Annotated in this window: 21 protein-coding genes; 3 read left to right on the top strand and 18 right to left on the bottom strand. The window is 46.4% G+C overall.

The window, feature by feature from the left end:
- Positions 1-8 precede the first annotated feature (8 nt).
- The 9 genes from QMA09_RS07860 to QMA09_RS07820 form a co-directional block, all read right to left on the bottom strand.
- The gene (locus tag QMA09_RS07860) at positions 9-1,211 is read right to left on the bottom strand and encodes a hypothetical protein (protein WP_290212692.1); all 1,203 of its coding nucleotides are present in this window, start codon (positions 1,209-1,211) and stop codon (positions 9-11) included.
- Between the two features lie 19 nt (positions 1,212-1,230).
- Positions 1,231-2,343 (bottom strand): glycosyltransferase family 4 protein, encoded by a 1,113-nt coding sequence (locus QMA09_RS07855; protein ID WP_290212691.1) that lies wholly within the window; start codon positions 2,341-2,343, stop codon positions 1,231-1,233.
- Positions 2,344-2,383: 40 nt separating this feature from the next.
- The gene (locus QMA09_RS07850) at positions 2,384-3,073 is read right to left on the bottom strand and encodes a sugar transferase (RefSeq protein WP_290212690.1); all 690 of its coding nucleotides are present in this window, start codon (positions 3,071-3,073) and stop codon (positions 2,384-2,386) included.
- Positions 3,074-3,137: 64 nt separating this feature from the next.
- Entirely contained in the window at positions 3,138-3,833 is a 696-nt protein-coding gene (locus tag QMA09_RS07845) for a CpsD/CapB family tyrosine-protein kinase (RefSeq protein ID WP_290212733.1), read from the bottom strand.
- A 3-nt stretch (positions 3,834-3,836) separates the two neighbouring features.
- Positions 3,837-4,565, bottom strand: a complete 729-nt coding sequence (locus QMA09_RS07840) for a YveK family protein (RefSeq protein ID WP_290212689.1) — start codon at positions 4,563-4,565, stop codon at positions 3,837-3,839.
- Positions 4,566-4,905: 340 nt separating this feature from the next.
- Positions 4,906-6,291, bottom strand: coding sequence for a sugar phosphate nucleotidyltransferase (locus QMA09_RS07835; protein WP_290212688.1), 1,386 nt, complete (start codon positions 6,289-6,291; stop codon positions 4,906-4,908).
- Between the two features lie 188 nt (positions 6,292-6,479).
- Complete coding sequence (locus tag QMA09_RS07830) at positions 6,480-7,250, bottom strand: WecB/TagA/CpsF family glycosyltransferase (protein ID WP_290212687.1); 771 nt, start codon at positions 7,248-7,250, stop codon at positions 6,480-6,482.
- Positions 7,251-7,428: 178 nt separating this feature from the next.
- Positions 7,429-8,619: a MalY/PatB family protein gene (locus QMA09_RS07825; RefSeq protein WP_290212686.1), complete on the bottom strand. Its 1,191-nt coding sequence runs from the start codon at positions 8,617-8,619 to the stop codon at positions 7,429-7,431.
- A 115-nt stretch (positions 8,620-8,734) separates the two neighbouring features.
- Positions 8,735-10,270 carry a Na/Pi cotransporter family protein gene (locus tag QMA09_RS07820; RefSeq protein WP_290212685.1) on the bottom strand — a complete coding sequence of 512 codons (1,536 nt, stop codon included), beginning with the start codon at positions 10,268-10,270 and terminating at the stop codon, positions 8,735-8,737.
- A gap of 217 nt (positions 10,271-10,487) precedes the next feature.
- On the opposite strand from QMA09_RS07820, the gene QMA09_RS07815 reads away from it, so the two are divergent.
- Positions 10,488-10,892 carry a DUF2512 family protein gene (locus QMA09_RS07815; RefSeq protein WP_290212684.1) on the top strand — a complete coding sequence of 135 codons (405 nt, stop codon included), beginning with the start codon at positions 10,488-10,490 and terminating at the stop codon, positions 10,890-10,892.
- Between the two features lie 509 nt (positions 10,893-11,401).
- On the opposite strand, the gene QMA09_RS07810 is transcribed toward QMA09_RS07815, so the two are convergent.
- The 3 genes from QMA09_RS07810 to QMA09_RS07800 form a co-directional block, all read right to left on the bottom strand.
- Positions 11,402-12,922: a right-handed parallel beta-helix repeat-containing protein gene (locus tag QMA09_RS07810; protein WP_290212683.1), complete on the bottom strand. Its 1,521-nt coding sequence runs from the start codon at positions 12,920-12,922 to the stop codon at positions 11,402-11,404.
- A gap of 158 nt (positions 12,923-13,080) precedes the next feature.
- Positions 13,081-14,034, bottom strand: coding sequence for a N(5)-(carboxyethyl)ornithine synthase (locus QMA09_RS07805; RefSeq protein ID WP_290212732.1), 954 nt, complete (start codon positions 14,032-14,034; stop codon positions 13,081-13,083).
- 196 nt (positions 14,035-14,230) lie between these two features.
- Positions 14,231-15,196: a hypothetical protein gene (locus QMA09_RS07800; protein ID WP_290212682.1), complete on the bottom strand. Its 966-nt coding sequence runs from the start codon at positions 15,194-15,196 to the stop codon at positions 14,231-14,233.
- A gap of 226 nt (positions 15,197-15,422) precedes the next feature.
- Here QMA09_RS07800 and QMA09_RS07795 point away from each other — a divergent pair, with 226 nt between their 5' ends.
- On the top strand, positions 15,423-16,247 hold the full coding sequence (locus tag QMA09_RS07795) for an aldo/keto reductase (RefSeq protein ID WP_290212681.1): 825 nt from the start codon (positions 15,423-15,425) through the stop codon (positions 16,245-16,247).
- Positions 16,248-16,307: 60 nt separating this feature from the next.
- On the opposite strand, the gene QMA09_RS07790 is transcribed toward QMA09_RS07795, so the two are convergent.
- The 5 genes from QMA09_RS07790 to QMA09_RS07770 all read right to left on the bottom strand — a co-directional run bounded on the left by QMA09_RS07790 (position 16,308) and on the right by QMA09_RS07770 (position 19,395).
- The gene (locus tag QMA09_RS07790; protein WP_290212680.1) at positions 16,308-17,213 is read right to left on the bottom strand and encodes an AEC family transporter; all 906 of its coding nucleotides are present in this window, start codon (positions 17,211-17,213) and stop codon (positions 16,308-16,310) included.
- A 250-nt stretch (positions 17,214-17,463) separates the two neighbouring features.
- Positions 17,464-18,096 carry a NeuD/PglB/VioB family sugar acetyltransferase gene (locus QMA09_RS07785; RefSeq protein WP_290212679.1) on the bottom strand — a complete coding sequence of 211 codons (633 nt, stop codon included), beginning with the start codon at positions 18,094-18,096 and terminating at the stop codon, positions 17,464-17,466.
- Between the two features lie 232 nt (positions 18,097-18,328).
- Positions 18,329-18,484, bottom strand: a complete 156-nt coding sequence (locus QMA09_RS07780; protein ID WP_290212678.1) for a hypothetical protein — start codon at positions 18,482-18,484, stop codon at positions 18,329-18,331.
- Between the two features lie 142 nt (positions 18,485-18,626).
- Positions 18,627-18,989 (bottom strand): hypothetical protein, encoded by a 363-nt coding sequence (locus tag QMA09_RS07775; RefSeq protein WP_290212677.1) that lies wholly within the window; start codon positions 18,987-18,989, stop codon positions 18,627-18,629.
- A gap of 55 nt (positions 18,990-19,044) precedes the next feature.
- Positions 19,045-19,395 (bottom strand): hypothetical protein, encoded by a 351-nt coding sequence (locus QMA09_RS07770; RefSeq protein ID WP_290212676.1) that lies wholly within the window; start codon positions 19,393-19,395, stop codon positions 19,045-19,047.
- Between the two features lie 771 nt (positions 19,396-20,166).
- On the opposite strand from QMA09_RS07770, the gene QMA09_RS07765 reads away from it, so the two are divergent.
- Positions 20,167-21,081 carry an iron-hydroxamate ABC transporter substrate-binding protein gene (locus tag QMA09_RS07765; protein WP_290212675.1) on the top strand — a complete coding sequence of 305 codons (915 nt, stop codon included), beginning with the start codon at positions 20,167-20,169 and terminating at the stop codon, positions 21,079-21,081.
- A gap of 72 nt (positions 21,082-21,153) precedes the next feature.
- Here QMA09_RS07765 and QMA09_RS07760 read toward each other — a convergent pair whose 3' ends face one another.
- Positions 21,154-21,936, bottom strand: a complete 783-nt coding sequence (locus QMA09_RS07760) for an alpha/beta hydrolase (protein ID WP_290212674.1) — start codon at positions 21,934-21,936, stop codon at positions 21,154-21,156.
- Positions 21,937-22,032 lie beyond the last annotated feature (96 nt).

Genomic DNA, 22,032 nt, shown 5'->3' with positions numbered 1-22,032 from the left:
TTCGCTGTTTACTCCAATTTATTTATGTTTATTGCTTCCTTTAGAATTTTAAACTGCATTTTCCCATCAACAGTCTGATCCCCTTTAAGCTCTCTCCATAATTTTAAAACGCCCGCATCATACCGCTTGATACTGCCTCTGCTGAAGTCGAGGTGTTTTTGGGCCAGCATGATCAGATTACGTATTTCTTCTGGCGTCTTCACAAATTCAGGACCGCCCCAAAATTTCTTAAACAACGCCAGCTGGTCACCGGAAGTTTCTTCTCCACTTCCAAATGCCGCTGTAAATAGCTTGTCATTGGCAATCATGTTCATTTCCTCCGTTGCTGAAAACAGAAAGCTATCTTTTTTCACGATTTTTGAACTGACTTTTTGGAATGGTTTATTTAAATGCAGACTGTACCCGATATGGGTGCCGACATCATTACCAATAACCATATCTGACAAGGAAATGATCGTTTTAAGGCGCCTTAAGAAGTTCGGATCAAACCTAGCGCCGGCAGAAACGATTATTGCTCCGCGCTCCTCAAACAGTTCATAGATTTTGCTGTTTAAATTAAGCCAATAGCCGCTGACCAATATCGTATCAAAGGCTTTTCCATATCCATTCATAACGTTATCGACAAACGCCAGCAAATCATAATCCATGGAAGAAGATTCATAGGTATGAGTCGGGAACACCAGCAAGGTCTTGCCGTTTTTCATTTTAATACTTCGGATTTGGTCTTCAGTGTAATAATTCGAAGCATAATGGATATACGGACCGATGCAAAAAACAGGGGTCAAAGGACTCGCTGAGTGCACCATCCCTTTTTTATAGGATCCTTGGAATATCCGATTAGGATAGGCTTTTATATCCTGCTCCAAAATTGGGCTTTCCGAAAAATTTACACCGTGTTCCATTTTGGGCAGCAGCAACGGCTTATTCACCGGCAGACCGGCGTAATCATACAAGGCATGGATATGGCCATAAAGCAGTGATTCGCTGCCAATGCAATTTGTGCCGTAAATGTTCTTGACGTTTTCGAAGCTCTTCACTTTTTCTTTCAGCTGCCCCACACTTTGAACTGAATCGACATCACTGAATTCTTTAATTTTCCGTTCAACTTGCAAATTGTTTTTCATATAGGCAGATCTGACAACAAAATCTGTGGCAAATAAATTCTTCTTATAGGTTCTATTTTTAAGTTCATCTATAATTTGCAATTCCATCCCCCCAATATACAATCTTTTATGGACTTTCCCAATCCGACTGCAAATCGTTTGCTTGAAAATTCCCGAGGTATAAATCTTCAATTTGTTCAAAGTATCTTTTTTCGTCAAACTTTTCGATAGCCAGATTGCGGGAAGTTTGGCGCATGTGAGAATAGGAAGGATGATAGATCAATTGCTCTAACCGACTTTCTAGCATTGGTAGATCTCCTGGAGTGATGAGATAGCCGTTCTTGCCATCTTTTACAGCTTCATCAATGCTCCCTACATCTGTCGATAGAACAGGTATTCCGTAACTGATGGCTTCAAGTATCGACATTGGCAACCCTTCAAAATAGGAAGGTAGGACAAAGAGATCCGTTTTTTGGAGAAGTACGCGTTTTTTTTCTTCCCCGATCCATCCATGGAATTGAAAAAAACGTTCAATTCCATATTCCATTGTGAGTTTCTTGGCATCCTCCAGTTGTGGACCGTCTCCGGCAATTTCAAAAACCAGGCGCTTGCCTTGATCAACCGCTCTGGAAATGACCGGGACAGAAGCTTTTATCAAATCTAATATGCCCTTCCCTTCATTCATTACTGCTAGAAAAAGGATTGTGAATGGGCTGCCTGCTTTTTTGGCGGATTTGAAGTCCGGCATCGCCACTGAGTTCATCAAAATATCCACGTTGGAATCCGGTTCGATTTCCATTAATATTGTTTTCCAATTGCTTCCTAATGCAATGACTTTATCTGATTTTCTTAGCATTTCTTTCATGCACAACTGCAACTGAAAAGGGGATTTTTCATAAAATTCATTGAAGTTGCCTCCATGCATGTGCAGGATTACTTTCTTCCTGAAAATCTTTGATGCTTTGAATACGATATATTTCCGAACAAAACTACCTTTATCAGACATATGTAAATGCATGATATCTGGTTTTTTGAGCATTAGATGATAGACAATGCGCACCAAGCTTTTTGCGAAAAAGTATGAATTATAAACTTTTCCTTTTTCGGAATGCGTGGCAATATACTTCAAGTTGACCTTAGGAGAAAATCGGTGATCCAGGAAAGACTGGACTACCGTGGTCATTCCACCTTTTACTTGCGTATTAGAACCGACCATTAAGACATTGACCCTGCCGTCCATGGAATGACACTCCTTTTTTTACGAAATAGAGTTTTGCAATTCAATAGGCATCTTTCGATCCGAATAAGACGAACACCGTCTTAAAGATCAATTTAAAATCCACCCATAAGCTTTTTTGTTCAATGTATTTCAAATCCAGAGCGATCCATTCATCGAAACGTATGTTGCTTCTGCCACTCACTTGCCAATAACACGTAAGTCCGGGTGTTACTTGAATACGCTGTTTTTCATATTCGGTATATTGCTCTACTTCATCAGGGAGTGCCGGTCTTGGTCCGACAAGGCTCATTTCTCCCCTCAGTACATTAATCAGTTGAGGCAATTCGTCAATGCTCATTCTTCTGATCACTCTGCCGACTTTAGTGACACGCGGATCGTATTTAATCTTAAAAACGGGGCCGGTTGCTTCGTTTTGTTGAAGCAGGGCTTCTTTTAAGGCTTCCGCATTTGATACCATCGAGCGGAATTTATACATATAAAAGAGTTCCCCATTTTTTCCCACACGCTGCTGCTTGAACAATACAGAACCATGCATATCCTCTGCCTTGATCAAGATATAAATGACCAGAAATAGCGGCAGCAACAGTAACATTCCCATTAACGAAAAAGTGACATCAATCATCCGTTTGAAAAAGAAATAATATTTCGCTTCTTGGGATGCCGCTGATTCAATTGAAATCGGAGGAACTTCTAAAGCATGTCCTTGTTTTTTTTCACTAGAAACCGCCAATTACATCACCGCTTTCGTTTATTAGTTTTCATGCATTGATTTTAATGGCTGTGTACCAGTCCTTTTAGTGGTGGTAATAATATTGATTCAAGTCATTTTTAGGCAGCTGGAAATTGTTAAGAACTGCCCCCAGTAACTTTCCATTAGAAGCTACAATAGCTTCTTTCGCCTTTTGGGCCTTCTTTTTTTGCGTTTTGCCAGAATTGATGACGAGCACGACACCATCACATTTATTCGCTAAAATTTGCCCATCCGTTACGGATAATATGGGCGGAGAGTCAAAAATGACCAGGTCGTATTGGTCTTCCAGCTTCTTAATTATGCTTTGCAGGGATAAGGAAGCCAGCAATTCGGCGGGATTGGGAGGAATTGGTCCGCTAGTCAATAGGTGAAGTCTTTCAATGCCTGAAGGCATGACCACATCCTGTATGGACGCCTGTCGAGTCAGAACACTGGAAAGCCCCCTATTGTTTTCCTTATTAAATGTGTAGTGCATGGTCGGTTTTCGCATATCCGCATCAATCAGCAGGACTTTTTTTCCTTCTTGGGCAAATACAATCGCTAAATTTGCGGCTGCCGTCGACTTGCCTTCAAAAGGCGAAGCGGAGGTTATGACAAGTGTTCGAATTTTATGGTCAGGTGAAGCGAAGTTGATGTTGGTCCTTAATGTCCGGAATTGTTCCGCTATGTAGGAATTTGGAATATTCGCCGTGATTAGCCTTCTCGCAGAGTATTCCGTTTTGTTTATTTGTTTGACCATCATTCAAATCTCCTTCCGTTCAAGAATTGTCGCGGCTACTTTTTTGCCCTTGCCTTCTTCTGGAAATATTGAAATATATCCAAGGATCGGAATTGCCAAGGCTTCTTCAATATCTTCGTCATTTTTTATACTAGTATCCAGGTAAGACATTAAAAATGCGAAGCCGATTCCACAGCATAGCCCGAAGAAACCAGCTAGAAGCATATTCAAGATGGGCTGTGGTTCAATGGGAACCGGGTTCTGTGATGATACTGCCGGAGATAAAATTCTCACATTATCGACATTCATTATTTCTTTGATTTCTTCCTTGAAAATTTGCGCTATCAAATTTGCTATCAAGACAGCATTTTCAGCATCATTATCCCTAATCGTAATACTGGCTACTTGAGATTCTTCCGCTGTATTGACAGTTATATTTTCATTCAGCTCGGTTAGGGAGGTATCAAGCTCCAGCTGATCAATCACTTGATCGAGTATCACAGGGCTTTTGATGATGACACTATACGTATTAATCAGCCGCAAATCGGTTTCGTTATCATAATTATTCACTTGTATTTCTCCTGCTTGATTTTGGTTAACTAAGATTTGAGTAGAGGCCTGGTAAACTGGATCCACAAAATAATAAGAAGCCAAAGCTGAAATCCCAATAGATAGCAAAGTAAGCGCCAAAATTACACCGGCATATTTTTTCAAAAGCATCAATATCTCTGCCAAACTCTTTCCTTCTCTCATTCAAATCCCTCGTTTCTAGTTATATGCGCATCTACCTGCAATTTCTTACATTACGGAACGATTCTTGTTCATTTTTTACACCATGAAATAAATTTATTAATTTTTATCAAATTATTATTAATAATTATCCTCACTGTGCCTTTATACACTGTACGAAAACTTTTTTTAATTTTAACATTTAATTTTCTGAATAAATAGTCTTATTTAATTAATTTTCTCATTTTTCTAAATTTTTTAGACAAATAAGATAAATCACTTCAAAAAAAGCGATACAGAATCCGATTCTCTGGATTCTGTATCGCTTTCGATTAAAACCCCGTTCGCTTTCCAGCGAAAAGGGCTACCCTAAATTTCTCGTATGCCGTACTTTGCAGATTTCTTCCGTTTCCTCCCAGCTATAACAGATACGGAAAATATCTTCTTCTATCAATTCACTACCAGTCTGCACTTCAATGATTTCCATATCAGTTGTCGCCCGGATTGCATGCTTGGTGCCGAGAGGAATGTGCAGCACGTCTCCATTGCGGACATGCCGCAGTTGATCATCAAAGACAAAAATCCCTTCTCCTTTGACGATGGTCCAGACTTCGCTACGTTTGTAATGCACTTGATAGCTAAGATTCTTACACGCAGATACGCCTAGCCTTTTGGTTAGCACTTCGTTGCCTTCCGGGTATTTCGTGTATTCCAGAACCCGATACCACCCCCAACGCCGCTCTTCGAACATTGGACGCCCTTCCCATCGGTCGACATACTCTTTCACTTTCGAGCTAGCATCTTTATGTGTCACTAAAATGCCGTCGGGGCTTGCGGCCACTACAATATTATCCAAACCAAGCAATGTAATCGGTATATCCAACTCGTTGATGATGTGAGAATTTTCAACTCCCTCGCCAATCAGGCCTTTACCGGTAATGCTCCCAGTCATTTTGTCTGTCAGCGTATTCCATGTACCTAGATCTTTCCAATACCCATTGTATGGAAGCGCAATAATGTTCGGTGTTTTTTCTACCACTTCATAGTCAAAGCTGGTTTTTGGTAATAAGCTATAATCTTTCAAAAGCGCCTCATAGTTTGTCGGCAGATTACGCTCTTTCAATGCGGCAATAAGAAAGCTCAGTCTAAAAGCAAACACCCCACAATTCCAAAGCGCATTTTCATTAATCAATTCCACCGCCTGGCTTGGCGTGGGCTTTTCTTTAAAATAATTCACAGTCAATCGCCCATTAACATTCGCAGGATTCGGAACGATGTATCCATATTTCTCGGAAGGAAATGTCGGTGCAGCGGCAAGAAGCGCCAAGTCTGCATCCGACTCAACTAAAGCGATTTCCAAATCTTTGACCCGTTCAAAAAATTCGTTATCCACATATGGATCCACCGGTAATATACCGACGACTTCGTCCAGTCCGCAATTTCGAACCGAATACAGGTAGCTGGCAGCAAGCGCAATAGCCGGGAAAGTGTCCCTTCTCTCCGGTTCAGTCACTACTTCAATCTCTGGACCTAATTGGGCTTTCAGCATATCCACTTGGGAAGTACTTGTCGCGATGATGGATTTTCCGGCCAAACCGGTTTCTTCTAGCTGCGTCCAGACCCGTTGGACCATCGAAACTTTATTGCCTTCATTATCATCCAGCATTTTAAGGAATTGTTTGGACCTGGAGTCATTGGAAAGCGGCCACAAGCGTTTGCCTGAGCCACCCGATAATAGAACTAGCCTCATTTTAAAACCCCCATCTAAAATTATTATGTAAAAAATCTTGAATATTGTGGTAAGCATATTTTACAGATAATAAATAATAAATTCAATAAAATTATCGGTTTAATTAGAAAATTCAGATATTATAATTAAGAATCTGTCAAATAAACGTACGCCCTTCATATACAGGAAATCCGTTTTAGCTAGCGGGTTTATGCTGCCGCTTTTTTAATGTACTTTTCCTTAAATAGCAGCAAAAAGAATTTAGAGTCGTCAATGAAATACCGCTTGAACAGCCTTTTCGGCTCTCGTGAAAATCGCCAGAACCATTCCATGCCCGATTTCTGCATCCACACCGGCGCGCGCTGAATCGTTCCGGCTTCGAAGTCAAACGACGCCCCTATACCCAGCGCCACGGGTACTTGTGCCGCCTTCAAGTTTCGGCTTATCCACTTTTCCTGCTTCGGCGCCCCTAACCCCACAAATAAAATATCCGGCTTCCCCTCACGGATCAAGCTGACAATTTTGTCGTTTTCCATTCGGTCTTTCTCAAAACCGAAAGGCGGTGAGTAAACACCCGATACAGCAAGGCCAGGAAATTTCATTTGCAGCCGCCTTGCCGCTTCCTCGGCCACCCCTTCTTGCCCACCTAAGAAAAAGACTTTCAGATTTTCCCTGGCCGCCATCTTGCATACCAACGGGAAAAGATCGGAACCGGACACTTTCTCTTTGAGCGGCTGCTTCAGGAAGCGGGAAGCCCAAATCAACGGTTGCCCGTCTGCCAATACGAGAGAAGCTTGGTTGTAAATTTCCTTAAATTCCAAATCCGTCTGCACCTTCATAACGTGATCAACATTCGGAGTTACTACATAGCTATAGCTTTCTTTTTGTTTGCTCAACCCAATGACTTTCTCGCACGCCTCTTTTAAACCGACATTATCGATTTTGATCGAGAAAATTGTCACTTTATTAATAATGTCCAACTCCCTTCTAAATGAATTCTATATAATCTGTTAATTCAGATAATATCATTGTTCTACTTCATTCGCCATCTAATTTCTTTTTTTGTACTGGTCGATAGATATGCAAAAAACCGCTGCCAGAAATCATCCGATTTCTGGCAGCGGTTTTTATAGCGTACAATACGGCTGGATCTATCTGTCACTTCAAGTCTTCAAATTCCTTCGCAATGCGCTCCAACGCTTCTTTGATCAGCGGGCGCGGGGACGGTGTGCAGATGCGCTGGTACAGCTCGCCTTCTTCACCGAACATCGTGCCGTCTTCAAGGATGACGTTCGCTTTGTTGTAGATGCGGTCGTGGATTTCCTCAGCCGAAATGCCGTAGCCGCTGAAATCGAGCCACATAATGTACGTGCCTTCCGGGATATAGGTTTTCACTTTCGGCATATGCTCTGCCAAAAACTCCTGCGTGAACTGCATTGTTCCGTCGATATAATCTTGCAGCTGCTCGAGCCATTCGTCGCCGTCGTTGTAAACGGAAATCAACGCGGCAATCGCGAACGGCGATGACAGCTGGAAGCCCATTTCCGTGCTGAATTTTCCGCGCAGCTCTTCGTCGGTAATGACTGCATTTGTACAATGCAAGCCTGCGACATTGAACGTTTTATTGATGGCAGTCAACGTGATGATGTGGCTGCTGTCTTCGACAACTTTCGCCATCGGCAGGAATGTCTGTCCTTTGCGCACTAAGTCGCCGTGGATTTCATCCGCGACAATGACAACGTTATGGCGGCGGCAGATGTCCGCCATCTTCACAAGCTCATCTTCGGTGAACACGCGTCCGGTCGGATTGTGCGGGTTGCAGAGAATAAACATCGTCGTGTCTTCCTGCTTCGCTTTTTCTTCCAGATCGTCAAAATCCACTGTGTAATAATTAGTGTCATCGGCAATCAGCGCATTATTGACCACTTTGCGGTCGTTGCCTTCAACGGCCGAAGTAAATGGCGGATAAACAGGGCGCTGGATGATGACGCCGTCTCCGGGATTGGTGAAAGATTTCACCGCAACATTCAGTGCATGGACCGTTCCCGGGCTGAAAACGATCTGTTCTTTCTCGATTTCCCAATCGTGGCGCTTGCTGAACCAGTGCTGGATTGCCTGGTAATATTCGTCCGGGAACACCGAATAGCCGAAAATCCGGTGGTCGACCGTTTTATGCAGCGCGTCGATCAGCGGCTGCGGCACTGGCAAATCCATGTCCGCCGTGAACAACGGAATCGTGTCTTCATCGTAGCGATCCGTGATGCCAAACTGCTTGATGATCTCCGCGCCGTCCCATTTTAAAGAATATGTACCTCTTCTGTTAACAAATTCATCGAAATTGTAATTCATTTATATACACCCTTTCCTAAAAATAGCCTCTCCACCCATCGTAACGCAAATGCTTTTTTAAATCTCGATTTTCGGCTTGCCTGCTGGGAGAATAAATCCCGAAGCACGAAAAAATTCATTCCCCCAGCCTCGCCGCCGCACGCCAGAAATGATACAACACACCGTCATACCACAGAAGCGCTTCGACTTTTTTCAGCACCAGGTCCAGCTCTTTACCGGATTTCGCTGCGCGTACGAAATATTCATCGCGCCGGACTTTGCGGTGTTCGGCCATCGCCGCTGATGCCTCACCAAGTTCTGCGATCAGTTCGGGCATAGCGCCTTCATCGAGTATGTGCTGCTGGGCGTTTTCCATCAACGGCAGCCAACGTTCGGCTAGCCCGGGATGCAGCTGGTCTGCCCCTTTTGCGCCAGGCTCACTTAGCACTTGCAGCAAGCGGTCGATGTGGTCGAGCGCATGCAGGATTTGCACGTGGCGGTTGAAGACGTCAGGCGACATCGTTTCGATTTTCGCCAAAAACGTCCTCACCTGCATCGCCGCATTATGGAGATGGGCAATCTGACTCGCGTCGGCATCAGTCCCGGCAAGCATAGCGCGCGCGAGCCCGAAGAGTTTCGAGAGAATCAGCTGAATCGTGCGCTGCGCTGCTTCAAGTGCGACTTCCGGAATCTCCGCTACTTGTGCTTCCAAATGATAAAGCAAAGGATCGCCTTTTTCCGGCACCAGCCATTCAAGCAGCCGGACGAACCATGGCAGCACCGCTGCAAAAAACAATACCCCCAGGACATTGAACAGCGTATGGAAAATCGCGATGCCAACTGCCGCGTCAAATGTGCCAAAAAGCGCTGTACTCAGCGCTCGCGTCACCCAGATCAATAACGGTGAAAGCAGCACGGCGAGTACGGCCGTTCCCAGATTGAAGAGCACGTGCGTCAGCCCTGCCCGTTTCGCTGCCGTCCCCGCTCCGATTGCCGCTAATACCGCCGTCAAAGTCGTGCCGATATTCTGGCCGATGACCAGATAGACCGCTTGTTCAAAGCCGATGACGCCTGAAAACAATGCAGTCAGCGTCGTCGCCACTGCGACCGATGATGACTGCATGATGACCGTCATCAATGTGCCGACAACAATCAGCAAAAAAATGTTCGTCATGCCTTCAAATGACACTGCTGCCTGTAAATCCGCCATACCCGTCTGCAATACCCCGACGCCAAGAAACAGCAGCCCGAATCCCGCAATAGCTGTACCGTGGGCTGCCTGCCGCTTTTTAAGGACGGTCTGCGCCAAGACGCCGATGCCGACAATCGGCAGCGCCCATGACAACAAGTCCACCTTGAAACCGATGAGCGACACCAGCCATCCCGTGCTCGTGCTGCCGATGTTCGCGCCCATGATGACACCGATCGACTGGCGGAATGGCAGCAAGCCCGCGCTGACAAAGCCGATTGTCAACAGCGTCACCGCTGTCGATGACTGGATGATGGCGGTGATGAGCGCACCGGAAAAAATGGCGCGGCCGGTCCCGCCGGCGATGCGGTTCATCCACGTTTTGATGAACTCACCCACCAGCTCTTTTAACGCCCCCGTCATCATCCCCATGCCAAGCACGAACAAACCGATGCCGCCGATAAGCGCAGCCGCCATTTCCATGGCCTCCACCTCCCACCATTCCTTTTCCTTTAGTGTACGGCAAACTGGTGAGAAAAAAGCATTTTTTGACTGAAAATTCTTTCTTTTTGATAATAACTATTGCTATGATAATAAAAACATGAACAATGCGCTTGCCAGTAGATGCGCTGATTCCGCTTAGTTTCCTGCAGAACGGGTAAATTCCCATTAACAATCTATTTTCGAAGGAGGCCACTTTATGAACATGAAATTGCTGCTAGGCTTTATTGTCAAATTCGTCATGATTACGGCGGTGCTGCTGATTGTGCTGGCATGGATTTTCGACGTACCGGTCGTTGACACCCTGCTCATCAGCCTCGCACTGACGGCACTGTCCTACGTGATGGGCGACTTATTTATCTTTCTGCATGCCGGCAATCCAGCCGACCAGAAAACACGCAATTCCATCGCGACGTTCATCGACTTCACTGTTGCGTTCCTGCTAATTTGGCTAGTTGGCCGAATTCTCGGCAGCACAAGCGAGGAATTGCTGGTACCCGGACTGTTGTCCGCGATGATCCTTGCCGGCGGCGAATGGTTTTTCCACAAATACGTCGACCGCAGCATCATGCCGGGATACAACATTCCTGCCCGGAACCGCTAACTTTGAGGCATGCTAAAAAAGCCCGTTCCAGCAAATCTGGAACGGGCTCAGACTGTAGACAAAGTCTACTCAAAATGAATAACTGTGTATACCCCAACCGGTCTGGCCACTTCGCTTTCCGAGGGCTCAGCTTCAGCCTCCTCGTCACTGACGTTCCTGCGGGGTCTTCAGCCTTCGCTGTCCCACAGGAGTCTTCGTGGCCAGACCGGCTGTTAGCATGTAGCTCTAATTAAAGAGAGTAACCAACTAATCCACTTTTCGTAAGCAATCTCTCAAGGATTCGGAGCGCAATGCGGCGACTCCTGCGGAAGAACGGAGTGATGAGACCCCGCAGGAGCTTGCGACGAGGAGACTCAGCGCTTCGTCCGCGGAAAGCGTCCGCATGGAGCGCAGAATCCGGTATACCTAAGATGTAATGACTTTTTATTCTTTAAATAACATGAATATTTATTTGTCTACTACCTGAGCCCGTTCCAGCAAATCTGGAACGGGCTTTCCCATTTTCCCCTTTATGCGATCGGTATCGTGTGGGACACCATCCACGAAGAACTCTTTTTACTATAATATGCGGTAATCACGTACCCGATGCCAGCAGGCATAAATGCTCCTCCGTTTCCCGGCTGTTTATTGACATCTGCATATTCACACACCAATTGCACCGGCTGTCCGCCGCTGTCTTCGACAAAAATCTCGAGCTTTTCCTTGAATGGGTGCTGCGGTGCAGGCGGCAGCTGGATGACAGCGGGGCTCCTTGCGCCGGCTGGCCGGTTGATCGCCGCCTGCGACGTTCCTTCCATTGAATACGGTTTGCCGCAATCCGTTTCTGCCGCATAGCCGTAATGCCGGCCATTATAAGTGATGCTGGTGGTGTCATAATCGAAGTAATGCCCGCGCAAAGAAGTAATTGAATCGATCTCACCCGCTGTCCCGTCGACCGGTTCCGCAAGCAGCGGCTCCAGAATGGTTAACCCGGATGGGTAGTCGAGAATCACATTCGCGTAGCCGTTTGATTCGAAATAACAATGGTTGAGTGTATTGGAATAGGCGGGCGTCGTATTGATCATGCCGGAACCGATATGAATGCCGGCAATGCCATTCGAATCGAAATTGCCGCCTTGGATATGATGGCCGTACAGTCCACGCACCATAAGCCCCGCACCGGCATTGCCGACGAAATGGCAATCGTAAATGCCGTAGACGTTATTGTCGCTGCCGCGGTCGGTTTGGAGGCCGCAGCCGATGTGGATTGCATATTCCGTTCCTTGCTCGAGCGGAATTTCCAAATCAGGGGAAATCGTAATACTTCTCGAACCAACTGCATCGATATGGTAGACCGACCCTTTGCCATTGCCGAATTTCAAATAAGCACCGACATGGACATCGCTCGTTTGCGGATTGAAATCCGCAAACTCCACCGTATCGGCCTCGCCTTTAGCATCGTCACTCTTTATAACCGTTCCGTTCTGCGAAAACTGGCACAGCCGGTCGAATACGCAGAGATTGTTATTGCCTTCCCCTGTGATCTGAAGCCCATGGACTGCTCCCCAGACAAACGCCGCATTCGAAAACGCCTTGTTCCGGATATCCGAAGCGAGCATGCAGACTTTGGCATTCTGCACGTAGCCGTTCATCGGATCCGTCCCCCGGAATTTGATGCCTTCGATCCGTCCATCGCCTCCCCGCATGCGAACCACATAAGGCATCGGTTTGGTAGGCGCAATCACTGTCGTTTTCGGGCTTTGTCCGATCCAGGAAACGGTGTGTTCCGCATCCCTTTCCGGCACTTCAAGAGGCTGGCTGATCCGGTACAAACCTGGCGGAAAAAAAAGCGCACCGCCGCCTGGGTTGTCATAGATAAAATCCACCGCGTCTTGAAGTGCCCTCCAGTCATCCGCTTCCCCGTCTCCTTCGGCACCAAATGACTTCACATTATAAATCGCGTCGACTGCGCTGACATCACTCCGTGTATCCAACTCACTTGGACTGGGCTGATTGCCAAAAAGTTTACGGTGTTTCTGTCTGAATGCCATGGAATTCCTCCCTCGATAGGTCTTCTTAAAATAAGATTAGCCATTTTTCAGAAAACTTACAATCTTAAAGCCGTCTCTGCAGGCAATAGACTGATTTGAATTCGGCCCAACACAAAAAAACTCCCGCACCAATTTCCGGTGCGGGAGTCTGCTTTTCTTTATTTCACCAACAAGCCGCGCGCTTCGCGGAACTCGGTGATGTGGTGGTCGATGATGCGGCCGTTTTCGATGACGACTGCTTCTTTGACCATGTCGGACCAATTGCCTTCCGTCAAGTCATCGAGCATGCTCCAAAAGCCTTCGCTCAACACTTTTGTGATGGTGTGCGGGAACATCGCCGGTGTGTTGTCGACTGTGTAATGGATGATGCCGTCGACCGTATAGACCGGGTCATCGATTGTCGACGGGCGTGACGTTTCGATTTCCAGTTCAGGATCGCAGCTGACATCGATGATCATCGCGCCTTTTTTCAGGCGTTTCAAATCTTCTTTGTAGATGATGCGATCTGTGCGTTTCGTGTCCCACATCACGCAGTTTACAAGAACGTCGTATTCCGTCATTTTTTCGCGGAATAACGATTCGTGTCTGCGGCCAAAAACGTCGACTTCCGCGCCAAGACCATGAAGGATGCGCATGGCACCTTTCGATGTGTGGCCGTTTCCGAGGATCGCTACTCTCGTTTCATAAGGCATTCTGCCTGCATATTGATACGCTTGAAGAACAGCTGCTTCACCCGCCACTTCGCGGTTGCGATAGAAGATATAGCGTCCGCCTTCGAACATTTCTTCCCACGCGATGACCGTGTGATTGCCTGCAAGCACTGCGTCAGTGAACCGGATGTCCTGAACAGCGTGCGCCCAGCCGATCAATAATTTGCCTTCAGTGATTTGGTCGAAGTAATCGGCATCGCCGAGCTTCACATCGACGATCGCTTCGCATTCCAAAGCGCGTTCGCGCGATACGATATGGACGCCGTGTGCAGCGTATTCTTCGTCTGAAATGCCAAGCGCTTCTCCGTAGCCTTGTTCAAAATACAGGCGTTCCGGGAACTTAATGCCCGACATATCCTTCGGCAAAATCGCCCGGCGCTTTTCGTTGTTTTTATGGCTGATGACAAAACCTAATGTGTAAATAATAAACCCTCCGCTTCAAGTTAAATCCGTATAGACGGCAATGGCTGTGGCTTACTCCGCAGCGTTAAATAGCCTCTACTCAAATCATACCATGTCTGGTGAAAATCCTGAGTATTTGTAATTAATTTTTTATAATTTTGGCTCATTTCCATTTATAGGTCTGTTTTTCTACTAATCAAGTAGGAAATCCATGGGGCATTGCCGCCATTTCAAAAATGGCAGCCCCTCGTTCCACCACCCTGCCTAGCTTTGCATAGGCTTCTTCGTTCCAGATTTTCCGCCCCTCCCACAACTCGAATCGGATGTTGCGGCTGAATAGCTCCTCGAAGGGGAATTGTTCACGGTTGCCTAGGAGAACAAAAGACGCACCGTACTGTTTTCCCCAGCACGTCAGCCCGTACTGCAAGACAAGTTCCGGCGCTAAATGGGCGAAACCAGGCAGCGCCGCACTGAATTCCGGCTGAAGCACGCCGCAGCTTAACCTGCTCACTGAAACAGCGATGGTGCGTTCCCGGTATATGGCTTCTGCTATGATCAGATCCGGCCCTAGTTTTTCAATGTATTTGGCAAGCTGGTGCCTGTCCACTTTGCTCTGCTGCAGGTTCTGAAGAGCTGCAATCGAAGCATACAAGGCAGCAAAGTGGCTGGCATTTGCAGGATTAGTGGCCACACGGTAATCGACACCGGACTCAAGCGCTTTGAACAACACCTTTTTGCCGCGCGCGCTAAATTCGTCGCACACCGGGTTTTTGGCGCGGAGGTCGATTGCCGCAATTTCGCCGATGAATTCCCTTTCGTAGCAGCCCGCAAAATCAGCCGCATTGCCGAGCACAGGTTCGAAATGCACCCGTTCGCTGATGATGTTTTGCTCGAGGCAATATTTGCGGAACGCGCGCTCAAAAGCCGCAGCCAGTTCCCAGCGTCGGCCTTCATGGCATACCAAAATTACGGGGCCACCAAAAACGCAAGGCGTCACCGCTTCAAAATACATTTTTCCATCGCCAGCAATCGGAATCTCGCGCTTGAGGAACATGCTGCGCACCGATCCCAGCTCATGATGAAGTTCAAAAACCGCGCATTCCCCGTCCCCGGCCGTTTCTACCAGCTGCCCGTACCGTTGTGCAAATTGCAAATCATCCATTGCCATAACCCCTTTTCATTAATGAAATAAAGAGTTTTCCGCTTCTGAATCACTTTGCGTGACCTGTTTGTCCGTTAACTTCATACTAAGGAACGTAGGTTAAATTAGCGTTAAATCGGGAAAAGAAGTCCTTTTGTAATTAATTCGTAAATCGAAGGGTTAATGGGCCGTATTGAAGGGTATCTAATGCATTAGGTAAACTTATTTGGAAAAGGGGATATGCTGAATGGAATTTGTAATGTTGAATAATGGATTAAAAATGCCGCAGCTTGGCTACGGGGTTTGGCAAGTGCCGGACAACGAAGCAGCGGATGCAGTTACAGAAGCAATAAAAGTCGGGTACCGTTCAATCGATACCGCAATGATTTATAAGAATGAAGCAGGCGTCGGGCAGGCATTGAAGGAATCTTCCGTGCCGCGCGAAGAATTGTTCATCACAACCAAAGTGTGGAACAGCGACCAAGGCTACGACAGCACATTGCGCGCGTTCGAGGACAGCCTGGAGCGTTTAGGGCTCGACTACGTTGACTTGTACTTGATCCACTGGCCGACTCCGGATTTCGGCCAATACGTCGATACGTATAAAGCGCTTGAAAAGCTTTATAAAGACGGCAAAGTCAAAGCGATCGGCGTCTGCAATTTTGAAATCGAGCATCTTGAGCGCTTGCTTGAAGAATGCGACGTGCCGCCTGTCTTGAACCAGGTCGAATGCCATCCGTACTTGGCGCAGACTGAACTCAAGGAATTTTGCGCACAGCACGATATTTTTGTAGAAGCGTGGAGCCCGCTTGACCAAGGCGGCGAAGTGCTGCAGGACCCAACGGTGATAGCGATTGCCGAAGCCCACAGCAAAACGCCGGCACAAGTCGTCTTGCGCTGGCATTTACAGAACGGCACGATCGCGATTCCGAAATCCGTCACGCCGTCACGCATTGCAGAAAACTTCGACCTCTTTGATTTCGAATTGTCAGCGGACGACATGGACAAAATCCATGCATTGAACAAAAACCGCCGCAAGGGTGCACACCCGAACGAAATGAATGTCCGTTAGTCATTATAAAAAGAAAGCCCATTCCACAAGTGGAATGGGCTTTCTTTTGGCTTCCGGAAGCTACAGCACCAGCAGCAAGATCGGGATCGTCACAATGCTTGCGACTGTGCTGACGAACATCGCGCTCGACACCAGATCCGGATTCATATTGAATTTGATGGCGAGCAGCGTGGTTGTTGCGGCGGTTGGTGTCGCAGCCGCCACTAGCAGAACCTTCGCTTCCAGCGCATTGCCCGGATACAAGAGCTGCAGCAGCAAAAATGCCAGCGCTGGAAACGCGATCAGTTTGAACAGCACCGCCGTGCCGATGAACGCGAAAACATTTTTCAGCTGGATTGATGCGAGGGTAATGCCGAGCAGCGTCAGCATCACCGGAATTGATGCCTGTCCAAGCAGCCCCGTCGCACTTTCAATCGCCGCCGGCACCGGAATACCGTTGATTTTCAACAGCAGCGCAAGCAGGATCGCGATAAAGCCCGGCATCCGCACGACCGTCAGGAATATATCTTTTTTCGGCGCGTGTCGGTGATTCGATGCATAGAACACGCCTGCCGAGTTCATTAAAAAGGATTGCATAACCAGGTAGATGATGCCGATCGCCACGCCAGCCTCGCCGAACGCAAACAAGATGATTGGCAGCCCGTAATTCCCTGCGTTCGGAAATCCGCTCGCCAGCATCAGCGTATTTTGATACGTTTGATCCCATTTAAGAAGCTTGCCCGCCAGCCATATATAGGCAGCAAACAGCAGGAACAACGTAAACGAAAAAACCACAATGCGGCCAAAATCATTCATGCCCATCTCGGAAGTCGATACCGAGTAAAAGAACAAAGCGGGACTGAAGACGTAAATCGACAGATCCGACACCGACTTCGAATTGATCGCCATCGTTTTGCCGACGATAAAACCGACAGCGAGCAACAGAAAGACCGGCAATACTACATTTAATATTTCAGTAAGAATCAAGTGCATTCACATCCATAACTATGATCGAAAAGCGTCGCCGCTCTTTCCTTATCCGTCAATTCTACGGAAAGGTGTGTGGAAATACTAGGTTTGGGGTTGAAATGGTTTTGGGATGGCTATTATTTTGATGGATGCGCTTTTCCAATACCCATGCAAAAGCCACTGCCAAGAATCTTAAGGATTCCTGCAATGGCTATGTTTCTATATTCTGATTTGCCAATAGACTAAATCCGTTCGGACGTCGGGATTCTTATTTCTCCACCCCGGCTTTAATCTCCAATGCCGGAACCCCCATCACCGTCGAAAACGCCTCGACATCCTCCACTACCGCAGAACCTGCGCGGACAACACTCCACTGGCCGATTTCTTTCATAGGAGAAATACTTGCGCCCGTCTCTACCAGCGCACCTTCGCCAAGCTTCGCTAATCCCGCTGCCGCTGCGCCTGAAGCGATATGGACATAATCTCCGACAATGCAATCATGCTCCACCACGGAACGCGAGTTCAAAATCGCGTGATTTCCAACCGTTGCCTCTGCATTGACGACCGCTCCGGGCATTACGACGGTGCCATAACCAATCGCGGCACTCGAGCTTATTACGGCGTTGCTGTGTATAGCGGTCGCATATTGATCCGCATTTAACGCCAAACGTTCGACGATTTTTCTTCTGACCGAGTTTGCGCCAATCGCTATAATGACTTTCGCCTGCTCTTTTTCCATTAGCTTGTAGACTTCGGAGACGGGGCCGAACCAGCAGCCATTCGCCTTGAAAACTTCGGTGTGCTTATCATCCAGCCTCGCCACCACGCGGTTCCCGGCAGAAACCACATTATCAGCAATCACTTTGGCATGCCCACTGTCACCTATCAGGATAATATTCACGTTAAGCCCCCTTGGAGTATCAAATAGTTTCGATTCGTTCTTTCTCTATTATAGGACGATAAGCAATCCGCCGGCATAAAAGTTTGAATAAAAAATGGAGGCGGAACAGTTTCGCCTTCGCCCGCATCGCCTCTTCCATCACCCAATGAAACTGCAAAAACCGCTGCCAGAAATCACGCGGATTCCTGGCAGCGGCTATTACTTCATATTGAATTTCAGTCTGCAGCAAGTTTCAGTCCACTAAACGTTCAGCTTTCACTGATTTCGTATAAGGCCTGGATTTTTCCTTCTTGTATTGCTTGTAGCCGACAATAAATTCCTCATACATTTGCAAATACGTTTTAGATAGGTGATCCATTCTAGTTTCTTCTTTAATAATAGCAGTCATTCGATTCATCCTCCTCAGAATTGTTTCTTACAACACTTTTTTCATACAGACATTCTTTTCTGTTTCCGTGCGGAATAAAGGCGCAATTAGTTCAGATTCTGATTTTATTAACAAAATATTATTAAATAATGGATTCCGCTTGCTACTGAATGAATTTCCTGTTTGTGGATTTCAGGTGATAGGGCGTGATGTAGAAAAGCTCTCCAGGACAAGTTTTCGATAAACGGCATAAGCTGTAGAAGACATTGGGTGTAAGTTCGTATCGCTGCATGCAATTGGGCATGGCTTTCGCCTTTTCAGATGCGTGGTCCATCAACACCTCGTCTATGTTCACCCATACAGGTTGAATCCGGGTTTGTTCCACCCCCTCTTTTCCAAAGGAGGTTTCTTTTGTCAGGCGGGCGAAGAACGTGATGAAAGCCGCTCCATTTTCAAGATGCACATCTTTGGATCTGAGAAAAAAATAGCCAATTGATTGTTGAGGCAAATGCTTCATCTGTTCCATATTCGCTTCTCTCCTCTAAACACCCATGATTGTGTGCTTTCCCGCTCCTTTCTTTTTACCCGAGTGCGTGAAGCGCTTCGGAAAGGCGCCCAGCAAAATCTTCGAAAGGTTCCTGTGATGTTAGACGGATGCAATGCATTCCGCGTTCCATTGAAAGCTGCTGCGCATAACTGATGGGAAGCAAAACAGGATGCTCGATCAGCGTCCGTGTGAAAATCGGCAGTTCTTCGGGAAGAAGAAAGACTTCCGCTTCATTAACAGTCTCTTGTCCATCATCGAGCAGTTTAAAAGAGACAGTTAAATCCAGTGACCAGTTGACACACATATCAGGACTTTTTCGGGATTTGATTATGCGTTTCTTTTTGAGCTGCCAAAATTCTGTATCCATTTCCACTTCTGTGCCCATGAATTTGATTGCCTTCTCAACTGTTATTGTTTGTGAACTTGTTTCTACCACTTTTACCACTCCTTCCACTCTCTCCAACAAATTTGCTGCATGCCAATCCTTTACCGGTGTTTTTTACAATGATAGATTTCAAAACAAGCTCCAGCTCATAAAAATTCAGACTATTCAATAAAGTGAAAGGGTTGAATTCTCTAAAATCTAAGCTTTTTCACCTGTTCCACACTAAAAATCATTATCATTCTTTCGTTTTCCAATACCATAAACCTATAGTATAGACTAAAATATGTAAAGGGTTATAGAATATTCTTTTAATTCAGAAATCTTAATTGTTTTTCTTGTATACTATTACTCCCCATGAAACCCATTTTGATAAAATAAAAGAAGATGCGAAATTCATGCATCTTCTTCTTTCTGGCCTTCACTCTTTTTGCAAAAAAAGACATTGAAATAATAGTTTGCTAAAAGAAAATTTCAGCTGATGTGCCAAAAACAGCTGCATCACTTCCAAAAATTCTTTCACTCCTTCTACTGTAATGAAAGATCTATCGATTAGAAATCCGCATCAAACCCGAATTTCTCTCTCCATTCATTTTCCTCCAGGCCGCTTGGATGAGTTCGTTTCAATTCTTCGCACTTCCTTATTGACAACCATTCTCAATAGACGTACGCTAAGTAAGGCAGTAATTGAAAATGATTATCATTATTAATTACTGTCCCCCCCTTATTACCGCTTCACCTATAAAAGCCTACCGAGAAAAGGAGAACATCATCTTGAAAAATCTATACATAGCATTTCTATTAGTGGCCGTGCTGATTCTTGGCGCCTGCGGCACCCAAAAGCCCGCAGCCGAAAGCAGCACAGCGCAAACAGATTCGGAAACCTTCACATACGAATCAGAAAATGGACCTGTCGAAGTGCCGAAAGATCCGCAGCGCGTCATTGCTTTAACCAATGGCCCAAATGCATTGGCTTTGGACGCGAACATCGTCGGCATCGACGAATGGACCAATGCCAATCCTTTGTTCCAGGAACAGCTGGAAGGCGTTGAAGTCGTGTCGGAAGACAATCTCGAGAAAATCATCGAGCTCGATCCCGATTTGATCATCGCCGGTTCCCAAACGAAGAACTTGGACAAGCTGAACGAAATCGCTCCGACCGTCGCTTTCACTTGGGGCAAACTGGATTACCTGTCGCAGCAAGTCGAAATCGGCAAACTTCTCAACAAAGAAACTGAAGCGACTGAATGGGTAGCTGACTTCAAAGAACGCGCTGCCGCTGCCGGCGAAGCAATCCGCACGAAAATCGGCGACGACGCTACAGTTTCCGTCATCGAAAGCGGCAACAAAGAATTCTACGTCTTTGGCGACAATTACGCCCGCGGCACAGAAATCCTCTACCAGGCAATGGGCTTGAACATGCCCGACAAAGTGAAAGAACTCGCTCTTGAAGCCGGCGTCTACACATTCTCATCGGAAGTCCTCCCTGAATTTTCAGGAGATTACGTCGTTTTGAGCAAAAATCCCGAAGCCGATAATTCCTTCATGGAAACCGATGTCTGGAAAAACATTCCCGCTGTCAAAAACGATCAAGTCATCGAAATCAACACATTGGAATCCACTTACAGCGATCCGATTACGCTTGATCACCTGCTGAAGATTTTTGAAGATGGTTTCTTGGGTAAGTAACTAAATGACTTTATAACGCAAAAAGCCGGTGCCAGGAATCTCAACGATTCCTGGCACCGGCTCTTTTCTTGTCTATTTATCGTGTGCAACCTGAACCATCTCCTGCACTAAAACAGTATCCCTCATAAATCCAATCGATTTTTCAATGATGAATTCCAAGTCATTGTCCATCGAAGCAATATGGTACGAATCCTGCAGTTCGAATTTTTGCTTGGCTTCTGATTGGACCTTGCTTAAAATATAATCGGTATTGCCAGGCGGGACAACATGGTCTTCCATCGATTGAAAGGCAATCACCGGGCAATGGATATCGGCTAGCTTTGGTTTGACTGAATCCATATAACGCAATAATTCGTGATATGCCTTTACGGGCGCTTCACTATACGTAATCTCTATAGCATCCGCTTTCTTGATATCCGGCTTGTCTTCATTAACATAGCCGCTTGCAGACTCCTCGCGGTAATTTTCGAAGGAAGGAATATCTATAGCCGGATTCAGCAGCAGTATGCCGGCGATTTCACAATAGCGGCTCGCCAAATCCAACGTCAAGGTGCCGCCCATCGATTGCCCTATGACAAAAATGGTCGAGCAGCTTTCTTTTAACTCCATATATGCTTTTTCAATTCGTGCAAACCAATCGCTTGAGGAAAAGCGTTCAAGGTCCTTAAAATGTGTGCCATGCCCCGGAAGCCTAGGACAAGAAACCGTATAGCCGTGGACAGCAATCGCGTGACCCAATTCACTCATGCTCTGCGGAGTGCCTAAAAAACCGTGGCACAACAAAACTCCGATGCTATTGCCTTCCAATAAAAACGACTCTGCTCCTCGAATGACAGGATGCAATTGTTGATCCATCTATTATTCCCCCATCCCACCTTCCATTCAGCAACTTGGCAAAACGTAAAAGGTTATTACTAGTAGACACCACTTAAAACCAACTTGTCAACTAGG

The sequence above is a fragment of the Planococcus sp. APC 3906 genome (assembly GCF_030407685.1).
Taxonomy (GTDB): domain Bacteria; phylum Bacillota; class Bacilli; order Bacillales_A; family Planococcaceae; genus Planococcus; species Planococcus koreensis.
Note: the sequence above shows the minus strand (reverse complement) of the source record. Positions and strands in the feature narration are given on the sequence as shown.

What these genes read in the sequence shown, in the direction of transcription:
- QMA09_RS07860 (WP_290212692.1), bottom strand. Translation starts at nt 1,211, where the DNA reads ATGGAATTGCAAATTATAGATGAACTTAAAAATAGAACCTATAAGAAG.
- QMA09_RS07855 (WP_290212691.1), bottom strand. Translation starts at nt 2,343, where the DNA reads ATGGACGGCAGGGTCAATGTCTTAATGGTCGGTTCTAATACGCAAGTA.
- QMA09_RS07845 (WP_290212733.1), bottom strand. Translation starts at nt 3,833, where the DNA reads ATGGTCAAACAAATAAACAAAACGGAATACTCTGCGAGAAGGCTAATC.
- QMA09_RS07840 (WP_290212689.1), bottom strand. Translation starts at nt 4,565, where the DNA reads ATGAGAGAAGGAAAGAGTTTGGCAGAGATATTGATGCTTTTGAAAAAA.
- QMA09_RS07835 (WP_290212688.1), bottom strand. Translation starts at nt 6,291, where the DNA reads ATGAGGCTAGTTCTATTATCGGGTGGCTCAGGCAAACGCTTGTGGCCG.
- QMA09_RS07825 (WP_290212686.1), bottom strand. Translation starts at nt 8,619, where the DNA reads ATGAATTACAATTTCGATGAATTTGTTAACAGAAGAGGTACATATTCT.
- QMA09_RS07820 (WP_290212685.1), bottom strand. Translation starts at nt 10,270, where the DNA reads ATGGAAATGGCGGCTGCGCTTATCGGCGGCATCGGTTTGTTCGTGCTT.
- QMA09_RS07815 (WP_290212684.1), top strand. Translation starts at nt 10,488, where the DNA reads ATGAACATGAAATTGCTGCTAGGCTTTATTGTCAAATTCGTCATGATT.
- QMA09_RS07810 (WP_290212683.1), bottom strand. Translation starts at nt 12,922, where the DNA reads ATGGCATTCAGACAGAAACACCGTAAACTTTTTGGCAATCAGCCCAGT.
- QMA09_RS07800 (WP_290212682.1), bottom strand. Translation starts at nt 15,196, where the DNA reads ATGGATGATTTGCAATTTGCACAACGGTACGGGCAGCTGGTAGAAACG.
- QMA09_RS07795 (WP_290212681.1), top strand. Translation starts at nt 15,423, where the DNA reads ATGGAATTTGTAATGTTGAATAATGGATTAAAAATGCCGCAGCTTGGC.
- QMA09_RS07780 (WP_290212678.1), bottom strand. Translation starts at nt 18,484, where the DNA reads ATGACTGCTATTATTAAAGAAGAAACTAGAATGGATCACCTATCTAAA.
- QMA09_RS07775 (WP_290212677.1), bottom strand. Translation starts at nt 18,989, where the DNA reads ATGGAACAGATGAAGCATTTGCCTCAACAATCAATTGGCTATTTTTTT.
- QMA09_RS07770 (WP_290212676.1), bottom strand. Translation starts at nt 19,395, where the DNA reads ATGGGCACAGAAGTGGAAATGGATACAGAATTTTGGCAGCTCAAAAAG.
- QMA09_RS07760 (WP_290212674.1), bottom strand. Translation starts at nt 21,936, where the DNA reads ATGGATCAACAATTGCATCCTGTCATTCGAGGAGCAGAGTCGTTTTTA.